The following is a 15,099-nucleotide window of genomic DNA, read 5'->3' as shown; positions in this document are numbered from 1 at the left end:
CGGTGTTTTGAGATCCTCAAGAAGACAGAAAAAAGGGGGAAACAATTTGAGTATACTGATTTTCAACCGATTGCCCCATTATGATGTTCCTTATAACCAATGGTTGAAGGAACTGAATGAGGATCTGTATCTCATGACAAACACCACTTATGCCAAGGATTTTACTCAATATGCCCAAGTTTTTGCTTTTGAAAATTATGATTATAATTCTGCCATTGAATTTCAAGCTTTGCAATTGTACCGCGAACATCCGTATCACACCATCATTGCAACGGCCGAGAGAGATATCCTGAGGGCAGCCAGGCTGAGGGAATATTTGGGGATTGAAGGGCAATCCTGGGAAAGTGCCATCGCGTTCCGCGATAAAGTCAAAATGAAATCCATTCTAAGCGAGGCACGCATTCGGGTTCCTCAATATGCCCGTTTGAATTCAGCCATTGATTTGTATGCGTTTATTCAGGATCATCATTATCCGGTGGTGGTGAAGCCGGTTGACGGAATGGGGTCGAGGAATACCACCGTTCTGGAGAATGACCGCGACACCATCCGGTACCTGACCAAAGGCTTGGAGCATAATCTGGAAGTGGAACAATTTATTGAGGGAGAAATGTATCATATTGATGGTTTGATTCTAAACGGCGAAATCGTTTTATGCTGGCCGTCCAAGTATTTGAATGATTGCTTGGCTTTTCACGAGGGCAAATATTTGGGAAGTTATTTGTTGTCACCGCAAAATCCGCTGACGGCGCGTATGCAAGAGTATGTTTGTTCCGTTTTGAAAGTAATGCCGACGCCTGAGCACACTTCTTTTCATGCCGAAGTGTTCCATACACCGGATGATGAATTGGTCTTGTGTGAGGTGGCTTGCCGCACCGGGGGATCCCGGATTTGCGAAGAGTATCGCCAAGCTTTCGGGGTTGATTTGACGAAATTTTCTGTACAAGCCCAGTGCGGGATACCGGTTCAGCTGCCAAAACGGTTGCAGAAAGAGAAAAAACCAAAAACCCAATTTGGTTTTGTCGGGATTCCCCCGAAATACGGCACGTTTGTAAAGGGACCCAAAGCGGAAGAATTGCCGGAATGGATCACGGAATACCGGTTGCTCGCCAAACCGGGGCAATCTTATGCCGGAGCCAGCACGAGCGTGGATTACGTCGTGACCATGGTGATTACCGGACGGACGGAACAAGAAGTGCTCAGCCGGATTGAAGAGGCGGTCGAAATGGTGAACAGAAAAACGGAGTGGAAGTAGATCAGTATCGTCTTGGATATTTTTATCCAAGACTTTTTTTATTGAATGTATGATAATGGTGGAAAAGCAAAGAGTTTGAAAAGGAGGAGTTGGATGAATCAAGATGCATGGATCACCAGCCCTTTGGGAGTGGGGGCCGTAATCACTTTACTTATTTGGTTTTGCTTTTGGCTGGATCAAAAATACCGTTTTTTCTCTTTTCTCGGAACCGCGATCCTGGTGATCACCGGCGGGGCGGTTTTGGTCAATTTGCATGTGATTCCTTCTTCTTTGGGGGAATCAAATCCCGTTTATCAATTTGCCGGAGATTACGGTGTACCGCTGTCCATTGTCCTGTTACTGTTATCCACGGATTTTCGAAATTTGCGCCGATTGGGAAAACCGGCGTTTATCGCTTTTGGCCTCGCCGCCATCGGTACCGTTTGCGGGGCAGTGTTGGGAGGGCTTTTGACGGCCGGCTGGATCGGGGAAGAGAGTTGGAAAATCACCGCCCAATTTGCGGCCAGTTACATCGGCGGCGGGATTAATTATGCGGCGGTGGGAAAAGCGCTTGAAACATCAGAAACCATGTATGCGACCGGAGCTGCCGCCGACAACATCATGACCAACGTCTGGATGGTCGCGACAGCCGTGATTCCGGTGTTGTTCCGCCGCTTTTACCCTTCGGTTCAGGACAAGGGAGAGAAAGGGGAAAAAGCCGGTGAAGGTTTCTTCCAACCCAAAAAAGTGACGATTTTTGATCTGGCGGCAATGCTTGCGGTTGCCTTTTCCATCGTGGCAGTCTCCGAATGGGTCACGCCATGGATTCAGCAAGCCAGCGGCCTTGAAATCCCAAGTGTGATCTGGTATACCACATTGGCTCTGTTGTTGGCCTGGTTTACGCCGGTCTCCCGGTTGCAAGGGGGAGAGGCGATCGGGAATTATTTGCTTCATCTGTTTTTTGCCACCATGGGCGCCGGGACTATCTTGAATACATTGGTGGAAAAAGGACCGGTGGTGTTTCTATTTCTCGTTCTTGTCATCGCCATACATGCACTGATTGTTTTCGGTGTGGGGAAATGGTTCAAACTGGAAGTGGAGATGTTGGCGGTGGCCAGCCAGGCGGCCATCGGAGGGCCATCGACGGCCCTTGCGCTGGCATCGTCCAAAGGTTGGGCTTCATTAATGACTCCCGCCGTGTTAATGGGGATCTTCGGTTACGCGGTGGGCAATTATATCGGGATCATGGTGGGGAACCTCATGAGAATGATTATCTGAGATTTTTGGTTTTCGGTCAAAGGGACTCCATCCTTGGGCAGCCGGTGCGTCGCCTGTCTGTGTCTGCCCAAGGAACACCCCGTTATGTGTTGAACCACCCGCCCGTTTCCGGCCGGATCGGTTTCACCACATGATAAAACCTGTTCCACGGTCACTCCCCCTGATCCGTTAATTCATCCGTTTCGGGATCGGCCGGAGTCGGGGGGATGCTTTTGGGTTGGGGCAGGTTTTCCACTTTGTTCAGTTTCTTTTTCATGGTTTCCGTTTGCCGGCTCGCCTGGCCGATGGTTTTTCCGGCTTCTTCAATTTTTCTTTGTGCTTTGGCCAGGTAGTCTCCGAACCGGTACAAATCATTTTTTAAAATGCTGAGCCATTCCCAAGCTTCATGGGTATGCTTTTCAATTGCCAAAGTGCGAAAGCCCATTTGCAAACTGTTTAAAAAAGCGGACAATGTTGCCGGCCCGACAATGGAGACACGGTATTTGCGCTGAATGCTTTCCCATAATCCCGGACGGCGCAAGATTTCGGCATATAAACCTTCCAAAGGCAAAAATAAAATGGCAAAGTCCGTTGTTTTCGGGGGGGATATATATTTTTCGCTGATCTTTTTGGCTTCTTGTTTGACCCGGTTTTCCAGGTTTTTTCCGGCCTGGGCCATTTGATGGACATCTCCGCTTTCCTGCGCTTCCAAGAGGCGCTGATAATCTGCGAGGGGAAACTTGGAGTCGATCGGAAGCAATACAAATTTCCCTTCTTCCTGTTTCGAAGGCAGTTTGATGCAAAATTCCACATTTTCCTTGCTGTTTTCTTTGACACGCACATTTTTTTCATATTGTTCTGAAGACAACATTTGTTCCAAAATATTCTCCAGTTGAATTTCGCCCAACACCCCGCGGTTTTTGACATTGGATAATATTTTCCGCAAATGGTCCACACCGGTGGCCAGATTTTGCATTTCCCCCAAGCTTTTATGTACTTGTTCCAGACGTTCGCTGACCAGTTGAAAGGATTCACCAAGACGTTTTTCCAAGGTGTTGTGCAACTTTTCATCCACCGTTTTGCGCATTTCCTCCAGTTTTTTCTGGTTTTCGGTTTGGATGGCCGCCAGTTTTTCTTCGACTTGGGTCCGGAGATGATCAAATTTTTGATCGTTCATCCGGGTCAGATCATTCAGTTGTTTGGAAAAGCTGTCCAAGAGATCTTTTTGTTGCGATGCCGATTCGCGTAGCGTGGATAAAGTGGCTTTGGTCAACGTGGTGAAAGACTGCTGCAATTCTCTCCGGTTTTCCAGTGAAGACGTATTCCACTCCTGACGGTTGTACCCCATTTCTTCCCGCACTCTTTTTTCCAATTTTTCTTGCTGGGCTTGGAGCGTTTGCAGCTGGTAAAAAAGATCGTTCCAAGGATTTTCTTTCGTTTTCGTGAGCGATTGCCGGTACAAAAAATAGAGAACCCCCCCGTTCAGAAGAAGAGAGAGGATGGCGATCAGTGTACTCACTCTGCATCCCACCTTTTTGTCTTTGGTTAAAAATTCCTTATCTTATTATAGCGATCTTTTTTTCTTTCGTCTCCGGGAGCGGAAGATCAAGGATCGGATTTGTCGTTTTTTAGGTGTTGGAAAAAATTTAACAGTTTACCGGACCTGAATGTTTGTTTTCCACAATTGTGACCAGATTGATCCATGTTGTTCAATAAATCTTATAGAATACAAGCCGTGGAATCTTGACCCTCTCCGTATTCCTTTTTAAAATGAAAACACAGGACGAAGCGTTTTAATATAAGGAGTGAAAAATGAACAAAACGTCTTTTTTGATCATCGTAGCTTCTGTCATGACTCTGATCGTACTGATGCCACCAAGCAATAAAATATGGCTGAATCATTGGGAAATGCTGCTTCAGTCGGGAGGAATCGAAAAAGGCGTTTCTGCTGAGAAAAATCCGGAAAAACAAACCACCCTGTGTTGTTATATAAAAGAACGGTTGGAAGGGTTGGCGACGGAATGATGGATATATCCTTTTTGGAAGAGTTGCACCATGGCAATCACCAATGCTGAAAACGGGTGTTAATCTTCTCCCAAGATTAACACCTTATTTACTTTTTCTTTTTATCGTTTTTCTTCATCAGGGGTGCTGAGACAGACGGAGGTGAGGTCTGATGAAAAGTTTGACATCCTGGTTGTCCCGATCGGATCAATTTTTGATCCAACTGGTGAATTGCCATTTCAAGTGTCGTTTGTTGGATTGGCTCATGCCCCGGGTGACCCATTTGGGAGGGGCCACGGCGACCATCGTTTTTTTGTTGGGCTGGCTTCTTTTTATGCCCAAGCCGGTGAAAGGATGGGCGTTGGAGGCATTGATTGCGCTGGGGACAAGCCATTTGGCCGTCCGGTTTTTGAAAAAGTATAAGCCAAGAATCCGCCCTTATCTGAAATTAACGCATTTGCACACATTTCCAAATCCGCTGACGGATTATTCTTTTCCTTCCGGCCATACCACAGCCGCTTTTTCCATTGCCATGACGTTTGCCCTTCATTCGTCCGTCATGATGATGATTTTGATTCCATATGCCATGATCATTGGATTCTCCCGCATGTATCTGGCTTTGCATTATCCGACCGATGTGTTGATCGGAACCTTCTTGGGAAGCAGTTTTGCTTTCATCGTGGTCAATCTATTTGAGAGGATATAAAGGGAGAGAATTTCCTTTTTTTGATTCATTCTTTTTTCTTTTCAAAAAAATATGGTAGAATAAGCGTATCTAAATATTTAATTACCCCATAAAATGTTGGGGTTTTTTCTTTCTTCAGGGGATGTTTGGGTGCTTTACCCCGTCATGACATAAAAATTAGCTGAAAATTTTATATAGTGTTACATATGTGGTGAAATTTGATCAGGTGTCAGGGATGGTGAAGAACGTGGACTATATTCATCCAATTCAAATCGGGGAATTGCTCCGAAAAAGGAGAAAGGAATTGGGACTGAGGCTGGAAGATCTGGCCGACGATTTCATCTCTCCTTCCACGATCAGCAATATCGAACGGGGGATTACTTATGTCAATGAAGAAAAAGTGCGGTATATTGCGGAAAAGTTAAATGTGAATCTGGATCGGGCCCATGATTTGTTGGCCAAAGAAAAACAAGAAGAAGAGCAAATGGTTTTAAAGTTGACCGCCATCGAGAGCATGGTGGATTTGATGAATCCGGACAAGGGATTGGAACGGCTTCGCAAATTGGATGTGCCCGCCAATCATAAGCTGGCCGGCATGATTCATTATTTGCGGGGGAAAATTTATTTAAAGAAGAAAAACTGGGTGAAGGCCAAAAACTACTTTCTGGAAGCGATCCGGATCATGGAACAACGGGAAGACCGTTCCATGACCAACATCAAAGCAGCCAGTTACCATGAATTAAGCCGCATTGCTTATGAAAACAGAGAATGGAATCAAGCATTAAGCTATATCGAGGAAGGAATCAGCCACTTTAAGGAAGAGGGACAACGGAGCCATTACAAATATCTTTTGCAGGTTTCACGCATCATCTATCTGAATGAAGCCAACCGTCTGGAAGAAGCGTTGCGCCAAATCGAAAAATTCTGGAAGGAGATCAGCTGCATTGAGAGCGTTGATACTGTGTTGGAATTATACATGGTTCGCATCAAGGTGTTAATGAAGTTGAAGTTGCATGACGAGGCCATCCGGTATGCCATCCAAGGAATCGAACTGGCGCGGATCAACGGGAAAGCGGGAAAAGCGTGCAGGTTATGGCAATTGATGGGAAAGGTGTATTTGTTGATCAAAAAATGGGAAGAGGCCGAAGACTGTTTCCTGACGGTATTGAGCCTGCAGGAAAGACTGAAAAACGATCTGTTAAAAATCCGGGGGCAAACGCACCTGGGCCTCAGTTATTTGGGGCAAAACCGATGGAGCGAAGCGGAGGAAGTCTTGAAAGAAGCCGCTTTGGGTTGCGAACGATCCCGGCAGACGGAAGTGAGCCGGGAAACGTACATGGCTTTGGGCGATTGCTACCTGCAACAAGCCAGATATCAAGAAGCCATTTTGTATTATGAAAAAGCGCGGGAGTTGGCGGGAAAGGAAGGCGACCGGGAGGAGGAACACAAAATCATTTTAAAACTGGCACAGTGTTATGAACGGGTGGATCTCAACAAGTTTCAGGAGTATGTGACCGAGCTTTACAAAATCGAGATGGCCGTGGAACAAGAAAAAGAATTGTCCGTCCATTGATTGTTTTAACCGTTTTCCTCCACCTGAAGGGACAAACAGGTGGAGGAAAAAAATTATTTCCGGTTGTTGTAATACATGACCCGGCCGTTAAACAAGTGGAGTTCTCCCTTTAACTGTTTGGCAAAAAACTTGGAAAACTCATTTCCTTTGGCAAGGTCCCCGTGGGATGCATTGGCAGGAAGAACAATTTGGATATAATGGACGCCCGACGCTTCTTCCTTGCTTGTTCCAATGATTAAGCCGTTATATTTATCCGGGCTTTTGCCTTTGAGGTATAGATAAGAAATGCCGTCTTGCTCCTCGTGGCTCACCTCATAAGGAAAAGCCGCCGCTTCATAAGACCACCCCAATTGTTTTCCCGTCAGACCGGTCATTTCGCAGTAGGTGTCGAGCAATTGTTTGACCCCGTCCAAATCAATGGTTTCTTGTTTGGAACCGGGAACCAGTTTTATGTATGCGCTTTTACTCACGGCGATCGCTCCTTCATATCAATACTTCTTTCGTTATATTAACATGTGTATGAATATTTCATCAAATTGTTTGATGTTTTGTTGGCTTGATCAATAAATTTATGTTTGAGCATGATAATATACGGGTATATATTATTTATCTTCTGTATTTTAGGATTCGCGTTTGAAATGATATTCTTCTAAATTAAAGCGAGGAGGAGATAAGATGAGCCTTTATGAACGTTTGTATGACGAGGCAGAAAAGGCCAAAGTGCGATTTGTCGGTTTTATTTCGGATAACGGCCGTTATGATTATGGCATCGTCTACACCAATCTGTTCTTTGGAAAGCCGTTAGTGGTTTGTATGCAGACGGGACGCTCCTCGTTGCTTTCTTTAGAAGACGCCGAAAATTTAGATTATTTGAAAAGAATTTTCCATCTCCGATCCATGGATGAAGCGAGAGAAGTTTCGATCTTTTTGAAAAGCTGTCTCCCGGCATTGGGGAACCAGGCCGAACGGGAATATTGACAGAAAGAGCAAGTCTCCGGATTTGCTCTTTTTTAATGGAAAAATGAAGAATATGACATCCCATCCTCTCCTTTGACAAAATTAGTATATCATAATATACTATTAATACATCATAATTGAATCGTTTTCACTCTTTATGAGATGTTATTGGAGGGGGTTCCTGTGTTGGAAGTCATCGTATGCCAAACCTGCGACAAAGTGATTGCTTATGTCGAATCAGAAAAAGCAGGCACCTTGTACGGTTCCTGCCAAGGTTGCGAAGATCATCCGTCCAAATCGTCTGAAAAACAAGTGGAAGGCGTGGCTTAAAGATAAAGAAGGACAAAGGTGGGTATAAAAAAAGGCCGCATCAAGCGGCCTCTTTTTTATTCAATCACCCGGATCATTTTTACGTTCGGATCTTCCGTTCCTTTGACAGGCAATCCGGCGTGGATGTGCTCTTTGATATAGTCGATGTTTTCTTCCGTGATCCGTTCACCCGGCGCAAAAACAGGGATCCCGGGCGGATAAATCATGATGAATTCGGCACTGATTCTTCCGGCGGCTTCTTCCAGCGGAACCGACACCGTCGGGCTGTAAAACGCCTCGCGCGGCGACAAAACCAGTTCCGGAATTTCCGGGGTTTGAATGGGAACATGATTGGAACGTCCAGGCTGATAAAAATGATCGGATAAATCCTGAAGGGCATCTATTAACGGAAGAATCGTTTCTTCGCTGTCGCCCGGCGTGACCAGACACAAAATGTTGTATAAATCGCTCAATTCGACTTCAATGCGATGATGTTCCCGCAACCATTTTTCTGCATCATATCCGGTGATGCCCAAATGTTTTAAATGGATGAGCAGTTTGGTTTCATCGATGTCATATAATGCATCGCTTCCCAGCCATTCTCTCCCGATGCAATGCAGCCCGGGGATTTCATTGATCCGTTTTCGTGCCGTATCGGCCCAATATAATGTTTGTTCAATGATATCACTACCGTTTACGGCCAGATAACGGCGGGCGGTATCAAGGGATGCCAGCAAGGGATAGGAAGTGGAGGTGGTCGTCAACATGCTGATAATGGATTGCACCCGGTGGGGATTGACCAGTCCTTCCCGTAAGTTGAGCACCGAGCTTTGCGTGAGCGATCCGCCCAATTTGTGGACACTGGTTGCGGCCATGTCCGCACCGGCATCCATAGCTGACAAAGGTAACCGGTCATGAAAATGGGTGAGCACGCCGTGTGCTTCATCCACCAAGACGGGAATGCCGTGCCGGTGGACAACCTCGACAATTTCGCGCAGATTTCCGGCGATTCCGTAATAAGTGGGATTGATGACCAGCACCGCTTTGGCATCCGGATGTCGGTTCAACGCTTTTTGAACCTGACTGGCGGTGATGCCGTGGGCGATTCCCAACCGCTCATCCATTTCCGGGTGGACAAAAACCGGGTAAGCACCGGCCAGAATAATGGCTGTAATCACTGATTTGTGCACGTTTCTCGGCACAATAATTTTTTCCCCCGGATGGACGACGGACATCACCATGCTCATGATTGCTCCGCTGGTTCCCTGAACGGAAAAGAAGGTATGGTCGGCCCCGAAAGCTTCGGCAGCCAGCTCCTGAGCTTCCTTGATCGCCCCCTTGGGAAGATGCAAATCATCCAACGGCTCTATGTTAATGAGGTCGATCGACAGGATGTTCGACCCGACAAACTGGCGAAATTCCGGATCCATTCCCTGCCCTTTTTTATGGCCGGGGATGTGGAATTGCAATGGATTTTTTTGTGAGTGTTCAATCAGCTTGGAAAACAGTGGTGTTTGATATTGTCTTTGGTTCATTGCTGTTGCCTGCCTTTTCGAGTAAATCATGCACGACCGTTAGTATAACAAAAAGCATTCTTAAACAAAAGAAAAAAATCCATAAAAAAACCTGCAAAACCCTCAGGATTGCAGGCAAGAACCAAGGTCAGGAAGAAACTGCCAACCGGTACAAAGGATAAAGCGTTTGAAAGACCGATTCGCTACGTTGGATGATGTCTTTACCTTTTAGGGAAACCGCTTCATCCCGGGGGATGAGAATTCCGCACAAAAACTCGGCTTTTTTCACCTTTTCCAGCCGGTCCAGCCCTTTTTCCACATCCCAATCCTTTTTGGGAGTGGTTTCAGGAACGGTGTGATCTTCCGAAATGTGGAAGTGGTCAGGAATCGCCGGCCAGATCTCGTCCAATTGCATACGAAGGTTGCGGGCAAAACTTGGTTTGCGTCCGCATTCATAAATCAAAGCAAACCAGATGAAAAGATGCGTGTCGCGGATTCCCAGTTGAAAATGCGGATGGGCTTTATACCCGCGTTTGTTGGCGGCCCAGGCCATCCAAGTTTCATCCGGCGGATTCACGGTCCGGCGGGCATGTTTTGCAATATGCAGATAAAACGGTTCTCCGATCATTTGCTCAAGAAACGGAGTAATTTGTTCCCCGATGCTTTCAAACTTCGGCCGGATCCGTTTCTTTAACTCTCCCATGCGTTCTTCAAGGCCGTTTACTTGAAAGACAGCAAAATCTTCTTCCGTAAATGAAGGAATTGCCATCGATTTTCACCACCCTTTTCCGTTTTGATCACTATCTTACCACAAGGCAGTTCCATTCTGAAAATCATCCACTTTGTCAAGTGTCGTTCCGTTTGCAAGTTTTTAAGCATAGATTATAGAAAATCAGAACCGGAGATTTCGAAGGGACAAAACGTTTTTCCGGGCAGGTTTATTTCTTGAAAAACAGGCAATGCTGTAGCCAAGCAACAAGATGGCAGGCATCCTAAGATACCCGATTAAAAAATAAGGGGTGTAGCGGAACCATGGAGGATTTGATGAAGGCTTACCGTTGTCGGGATGCGGAAGAAAGGATCCTGGTGTTGAGAATGGAGTTGGATTATGAGCTGTTAAACCTGTACGATGCTCTCAAAGAAAACCATCCCCATAAAATCGACCAATGCAAAGCGCGACTGGAGGAAATCAGAAAAGAGATGATGATGCTGGAAGCGTTATGATCTACATCCGGACCCGCTCACGTGGGTCTCTTATTTATGGCGATAAATTATTTAAATATTATAAAAATTAAAAGGGATGAGAATTATTGATCGTGCGAAAACCGGCGAAAGAACAAACATGCCAAAGATGTATATAAGTATATATATTGTATATATTCATATTTCAATCCGCTTGATGCTTAGTTGTGTCTGTTATAAAACAATTTCGTCTATTTATCCAAGACAGGAAACGGGTCTGATTTTGTCGAAACTGTTACATGCAAGAATTTTTACAGAGATAATGCACTTTTAATTTAAGACATCCAGAAACCGATTTGGGGAGGCGTTTGAATGGAATGGAAATTGACGAGAGAACCGCTTGCTTCATTGTCTGCGGATGCGATTGTGGTTTTTCATTTTCAAAAGCGCGAATCTTTGCTGGGCGTTACCCGGGAAATCGATGAAGCACTCGGTTTTCGGATTTCCAATCTCATTTCGCTGGGGGAAATCACCGGAAAGTTCGGTGAGATTACGACTCTTCACAATTGGGGGAAAATTCCGTCCGGTCGTGTCTTTGTCGTCGGTTTGGGCAAAGAGGGCAAACTGGATTTGCCGGCGTTTAAAGATGCCGTGGCGGCCGTGGCCCGCACCGCCAAAAAGAAAGGCATTGACAGTTTGGGAATCGGTTGTCCTTCCATTGTCATTGAAAGGTACAATCCGGTTGATGTCGTACAATCGGTCGTTGAAGGCATGGAATTGGGTACTTATGAGCATCACACCTATAAACAAGAGCAATCGAAAAAGAAAATCAACGCTGTGTGGATTTCCGACGCAACGCTCCGGGAATCGGCGTTTGAAGCCGGAAAACAACGCGGCCAAATCTTTTCCAAGGCCACCAATTACGCCCGTTATCTGGTACATGAACCGGGCAACCGCATGACTCCGGACCAATTGGCCGAAGAAGCAAGACAAATCGCCGAAAAACGCAATTTGAAAGCTGATATCATCACCACCGGCCGGTTGGAGGAGCTGGGGATGTACGGGTTATTGAGTGTGGCACAAGCCGGAGCCCATGATCCGTACATGCTTGTGCTGACGTATCAAGGCGCGCCGGACAGCCAGGAAGTTCTGGGGCTGATTGGAAAAGGAATCACTTTCGACTCCGGCGGATTGCAAATTAAACCGGCACGCTTGATGGGGGAAATGAAAGACGACATGGCCGGGGGGGCAGCGGTCTTGGCGGCGATGGATGCCATCGGTGAATTGCAGCCGCACTTTAATGTATGCGCTGTCATTCCGGTGTGCGAAAACGGAGTGGGTCCGAAAGCATACCGTCCCGGCGATGTGATTTCCACTTTTAGCGGCAAAACGGTTGAAATCCAACATACCGATGCGGAAGGCAGAGTGGTGTTGGCTGATGCGATCGCTTATGCGAAACGGTTGGGAGTGACCCGGATTGTTGATGTTGCGACGTTAACCGGGGCGGTCCAAGTGGCGTTGGGCTATGAGGTGACCGGTTTGATGAGTAATGATGAGAAGTGGGCAGAGGAAGTGAAAGCAGCTGCACGCATCGCGGGGGAAAAGGTGTGGGAGCTTCCGCTGTACGAAGAATATGATGAATATCTGAAAAGCGATATTGCCGACTTGAAAAATGAAGGAGGTTTTCCGGCCGGAGCCATCCAGGGGGGCATGTTTTTAAAAGCTTTTGCCGGAGACACCCCGTTTGTCCATTTGGATATCGGCGGAACGGTTGAATCCCCCAAAGAAAAAGGGATATTCGTCAAAGGGGCAACCGGCGTGATGACGCGCACGTTGATCCAACTCGCCGTCCGGTTGGGATGAGGGCATCTTTTTTCCCGAATTGACAAGGAATGCCAAAGCGGCGTGTGGAAATCAACAGGAAAGAACGAAAGTATTGTGGGTGGAATCGGTGAGTTTGACCAAAGTGTTTGCCCACCGGGGCTTTTCGGGGGCGGCTCCGGAAAATACGTTGTCTGCCTTTGAAAAAGCCGTGGAAGCCAAGGCGGACGGCGTGGAGTTGGATGTGCATTTAAGCCGCGACGGGCATGTGATTGTGATGCATGATGAAAAAGTGGACAGGACCACCGACGGAACCGGATGGATCAAAGACATGACGCTGGCAGAGCTGAAACAACTGGATAATGGAAGTTGGTTTCATCCATCCTTTCAAAACGAACCCGTTCCCACATTGGGTGAAGTGCTGGAAAGGCTCGAAGGGGTTCCTGTTGAGATCAACATCGAGCTGAAAAACGGCATCATCCGGTATCCCGGATTGGAACAGAAAGTGATTGCAGAAGTGGAGCGGTTTCACGTGCAGGGCCGGGTCATTCTCTCTTCTTTCCGGCATGAGTCGCTGTTGGCTGTGAAACAAGCCCGTCCCGGCATGCAAACCGGTGCGCTTTACGCCTGCGGCATGGTCGATCCTTGGGTGTATGCAAAGTATCTGGGGGTGGATGCGGTTCATCCGCATCATCTGGCCGTCACCACCGGGATGATTGACGGTTGTCACCGGCATGGAATCCGGGTCCGTCCGTATACGGTGAATGAGGAAAAAGAGATGAAACGGTTGATGGATGCCGGGGCGGACGCAGTGATCACCAACTATCCGGACCGGATGAGAAAGTTGCTATCGCCAAAGGAAAAGTGATAAAATATGAACGTGAACGGCGCCTTTACCTCAGGCGCTTTTTGTCTTTACAGGAGGAGAAGTCCATGAAAATCGGTTGTCATATCAGCGTTGCCAAAGGTTTTTACAAAGCTGCGCAAAAAGCCCGCGAATTGGGAGCGGATTCGTTTCAGGTGTTTACGAAAAATCCGCGTGGCTTACGCCCCAAAAAATTAAATCACACGGATGCCGGGCGGGGAAGGCGATTTTGTGAAGAGCACGGCATTTCGTTGGTTTGCCATACACCTTATATCACCAATTTGTCCACCCCCAAACCGGATCTTCATGAAGTGACCATTCGTTCCATCAAGGAAGATTTAATGATTGCCGAAGCTTACGGCGCTGTCGGAGCGGTGGTTCATTGCGGAAAACATGTGGGGGAAGGGGAAGAGTACGGTCGTGAAAGAATGGTGGAGACACTGAATAAAATTTTGGCGGATTATGAAGGAAACACCAAGCTGCTGCTGGAAAACACCGCCGGGCAAGGCAGCGAATTGGGACTTACGATTCAGGAGCTTGTCGACATTCGGGAAGCCACCGATGCGCCGGAGAAAATCGGATTCTGTTTTGACACATGTCACGGGTTTGCCGCCGGGATCTGGACGGAAGAAACCTTTTCAGATCTTGTGAACGAAATGGAAAAGACGAAGTATCTTGAAAATTTGGTGGCGATTCACTTTAATGACAGCAAAGCCCCGGCCGGAAGCCGGAAGGACCGGCATGAAAAAATCGGCAAAGGGGAAATCGGGGAAAAAGCCTTGTCGCTGTTTCTGAAAGAACCCCGTTTTGAAGGATTGCCCGTGGTTCTGGAAACGCCGGTGGAGGATGAACAAGAATACAGTGAAGAGATGAAATATCTCCATCAATTGAAAGGATAAAAGGGGTGTAAGATGTTGGCATGGCTCAATAACTGGTTGAATTCTTTACCGATTTCAGGCATTTATCTCGTGATTTTGGTGTTAACGGCCGTGATTTACAAAACGGCATTTGCGGTCCGGCTGCCCGTGTTAAAAACGGTGTTGGTTTACATTACTTTGGCTGTCGGCTGTTGGCTGCTCGCCCTTTTTCATCTGATGGGACTGCCCATCGTTCCCGCGCTGCTGGTCACGGTGGTGTTGATTGCAGTGACGCGGTTGCGGCTTTATCTGGTGCGAAAGAAAGAACAAGACGAAAAAATGGCATGAAATCAGGGAGAGATGACCATGCAACTCAAGGATGCTCTGTTTAACTGGCTGCAAATTCAAGTGGTTCAGGATGCAAGGCCCAGCGATCGTTCTGCACGGGACACCGTGCAGTTTTTTGAGGAAATGTTGCGGGAAGATCACCGCGTGGAAAATTTGGAAAAGAGAAAAGAAAAAGACCGGTATGTGGTTTGTTATCAGGTGGATGGAGAAGAAAAAGAGGAGATTTTCCCAAAAGACACGGCGGAACAATTGCTCCGCGACATCATGGCGGAACCAAAGTACAATCAAGTCTTTGAAGATTGATTTTTTTTCCGTTCCGTCACTTGTTTGGTGATTCGTTCGTGACATTGCGGACAAATTTGAATCCGGTGCGGATGCTTTTTGATTTTTTTCTCTGTGAGCGGGTCCGGACGGAAAACTTGGTCACACAAAATGCAAATCACTTTCATGAGGCATCTTCCTTTAACGGATCAAATAGGCTATTTTCTAGTATACT

The 15,099-nt window shown here is 46.8% G+C and carries 18 protein-coding genes; 13 read left to right on the top strand and 5 right to left on the bottom strand.

Annotated features, from left to right (window positions below):
- Positions 1 to 46 precede the first annotated feature (46 nt).
- Together I8U23_RS04245 and I8U23_RS04240 are read left to right on the top strand one after the other, a co-directional pair.
- Complete coding sequence (locus I8U23_RS04245) at positions 47 to 1,252, top strand: ATP-grasp domain-containing protein (RefSeq protein ID WP_069201540.1); 1,206 nt, start codon at positions 47 to 49, stop codon at positions 1,250 to 1,252.
- Between the two features lie 93 nt (positions 1,253 to 1,345).
- Positions 1,346 to 2,509 (top strand): DUF819 family protein, encoded by a 1,164-nt coding sequence (locus I8U23_RS04240; RefSeq protein WP_049720309.1) that lies wholly within the window; start codon positions 1,346 to 1,348, stop codon positions 2,507 to 2,509.
- 151 nt (positions 2,510 to 2,660) lie between these two features.
- Here I8U23_RS04240 and I8U23_RS04235 read toward each other — a convergent pair whose 3' ends face one another.
- Positions 2,661 to 4,007: a DNA recombination protein RmuC gene (locus tag I8U23_RS04235; protein ID WP_049720308.1), complete on the bottom strand. Its 1,347-nt coding sequence runs from the start codon at positions 4,005 to 4,007 to the stop codon at positions 2,661 to 2,663.
- A gap of 293 nt (positions 4,008 to 4,300) precedes the next feature.
- On the opposite strand from I8U23_RS04235, the gene I8U23_RS04230 reads away from it, so the two are divergent.
- The 3 genes from I8U23_RS04230 to I8U23_RS04220 all read left to right on the top strand — a co-directional run bounded on the left by I8U23_RS04230 (position 4,301) and on the right by I8U23_RS04220 (position 6,750).
- Complete coding sequence (locus I8U23_RS04230) at positions 4,301 to 4,513, top strand: hypothetical protein (RefSeq protein WP_049720307.1); 213 nt, start codon at positions 4,301 to 4,303, stop codon at positions 4,511 to 4,513.
- Positions 4,514 to 4,664: 151 nt separating this feature from the next.
- Positions 4,665 to 5,198: a phosphatase PAP2 family protein gene (locus I8U23_RS04225; protein WP_037995045.1), complete on the top strand. Its 534-nt coding sequence runs from the start codon at positions 4,665 to 4,667 to the stop codon at positions 5,196 to 5,198.
- Between the two features lie 217 nt (positions 5,199 to 5,415).
- Entirely contained in the window at positions 5,416 to 6,750 is a 1,335-nt protein-coding gene (locus tag I8U23_RS04220; protein WP_165489737.1) for a helix-turn-helix domain-containing protein, read from the top strand.
- Positions 6,751 to 6,803: 53 nt separating this feature from the next.
- On the opposite strand, the gene I8U23_RS04215 is transcribed toward I8U23_RS04220, so the two are convergent.
- Positions 6,804 to 7,220, bottom strand: a complete 417-nt coding sequence (locus I8U23_RS04215) for a DUF1885 family protein (RefSeq protein ID WP_037995041.1) — start codon at positions 7,218 to 7,220, stop codon at positions 6,804 to 6,806.
- A 205-nt stretch (positions 7,221 to 7,425) separates the two neighbouring features.
- Here I8U23_RS04215 and I8U23_RS04210 point away from each other — a divergent pair, with 205 nt between their 5' ends.
- The gene (locus I8U23_RS04210) at positions 7,426 to 7,728 is read left to right on the top strand and encodes a DUF3055 domain-containing protein (RefSeq protein WP_037995039.1); all 303 of its coding nucleotides are present in this window, start codon (positions 7,426 to 7,428) and stop codon (positions 7,726 to 7,728) included.
- 165 nt (positions 7,729 to 7,893) lie between these two features.
- The gene (locus tag I8U23_RS04205; RefSeq protein ID WP_121874250.1) at positions 7,894 to 8,037 is read left to right on the top strand and encodes a GapA-binding peptide SR1P; all 144 of its coding nucleotides are present in this window, start codon (positions 7,894 to 7,896) and stop codon (positions 8,035 to 8,037) included.
- Between the two features lie 56 nt (positions 8,038 to 8,093).
- On the opposite strand, the gene I8U23_RS04200 is transcribed toward I8U23_RS04205, so the two are convergent.
- Positions 8,094 to 9,551, bottom strand: coding sequence for an aminotransferase class I/II-fold pyridoxal phosphate-dependent enzyme (locus I8U23_RS04200; protein ID WP_037995036.1), 1,458 nt, complete (start codon positions 9,549 to 9,551; stop codon positions 8,094 to 8,096).
- A gap of 127 nt (positions 9,552 to 9,678) precedes the next feature.
- The gene (locus I8U23_RS04195) at positions 9,679 to 10,299 is read right to left on the bottom strand and encodes a YktB family protein (protein ID WP_037995034.1); all 621 of its coding nucleotides are present in this window, start codon (positions 10,297 to 10,299) and stop codon (positions 9,679 to 9,681) included.
- Positions 10,300 to 10,574: 275 nt separating this feature from the next.
- Here I8U23_RS04195 and I8U23_RS04190 point away from each other — a divergent pair, with 275 nt between their 5' ends.
- The 6 genes from I8U23_RS04190 (at position 10,575) to I8U23_RS04165 (ending at position 14,906) form a co-directional block, all read left to right on the top strand.
- Positions 10,575 to 10,754, top strand: a complete 180-nt coding sequence (locus tag I8U23_RS04190) for a hypothetical protein (RefSeq protein ID WP_231564588.1) — start codon at positions 10,575 to 10,577, stop codon at positions 10,752 to 10,754.
- 330 nt (positions 10,755 to 11,084) lie between these two features.
- Positions 11,085 to 12,575, top strand: a complete 1,491-nt coding sequence (locus I8U23_RS04185) for a leucyl aminopeptidase (RefSeq protein WP_049720305.1) — start codon at positions 11,085 to 11,087, stop codon at positions 12,573 to 12,575.
- Between the two features lie 88 nt (positions 12,576 to 12,663).
- On the top strand, positions 12,664 to 13,401 hold the full coding sequence (locus I8U23_RS04180) for a glycerophosphodiester phosphodiesterase (protein WP_049720403.1): 738 nt from the start codon (positions 12,664 to 12,666) through the stop codon (positions 13,399 to 13,401).
- 65 nt (positions 13,402 to 13,466) lie between these two features.
- Positions 13,467 to 14,297 carry a deoxyribonuclease IV gene (locus tag I8U23_RS04175; protein WP_037995029.1) on the top strand — a complete coding sequence of 277 codons (831 nt, stop codon included), beginning with the start codon at positions 13,467 to 13,469 and terminating at the stop codon, positions 14,295 to 14,297.
- 15 nt (positions 14,298 to 14,312) lie between these two features.
- Positions 14,313 to 14,603, top strand: a complete 291-nt coding sequence (locus I8U23_RS04170; protein ID WP_170151240.1) for a YlaH-like family protein — start codon at positions 14,313 to 14,315, stop codon at positions 14,601 to 14,603.
- A gap of 18 nt (positions 14,604 to 14,621) precedes the next feature.
- Positions 14,622 to 14,906: a hypothetical protein gene (locus I8U23_RS04165; protein WP_037995025.1), complete on the top strand. Its 285-nt coding sequence runs from the start codon at positions 14,622 to 14,624 to the stop codon at positions 14,904 to 14,906.
- On the opposite strand, the gene I8U23_RS04160 is transcribed toward I8U23_RS04165, so the two are convergent.
- Positions 14,888 to 15,052 (bottom strand): DUF2197 domain-containing protein, encoded by a 165-nt coding sequence (locus I8U23_RS04160; protein ID WP_082240649.1) that lies wholly within the window; start codon positions 15,050 to 15,052, stop codon positions 14,888 to 14,890. The two genes, I8U23_RS04165 and I8U23_RS04160, sit on opposite strands and share 19 nt — an antisense overlap.
- Positions 15,053 to 15,099 lie beyond the last annotated feature (47 nt).

Source organism: Thermoactinomyces sp. CICC 10735, assembly GCF_016055175.1.
GTDB lineage: Bacteria > Bacillota > Bacilli > Thermoactinomycetales > Thermoactinomycetaceae > Thermoactinomyces > Thermoactinomyces vulgaris.
The sequence above is the reverse complement of the archived record's forward strand: the minus strand, read 5'-3'. Positions and strand labels throughout refer to the sequence as shown.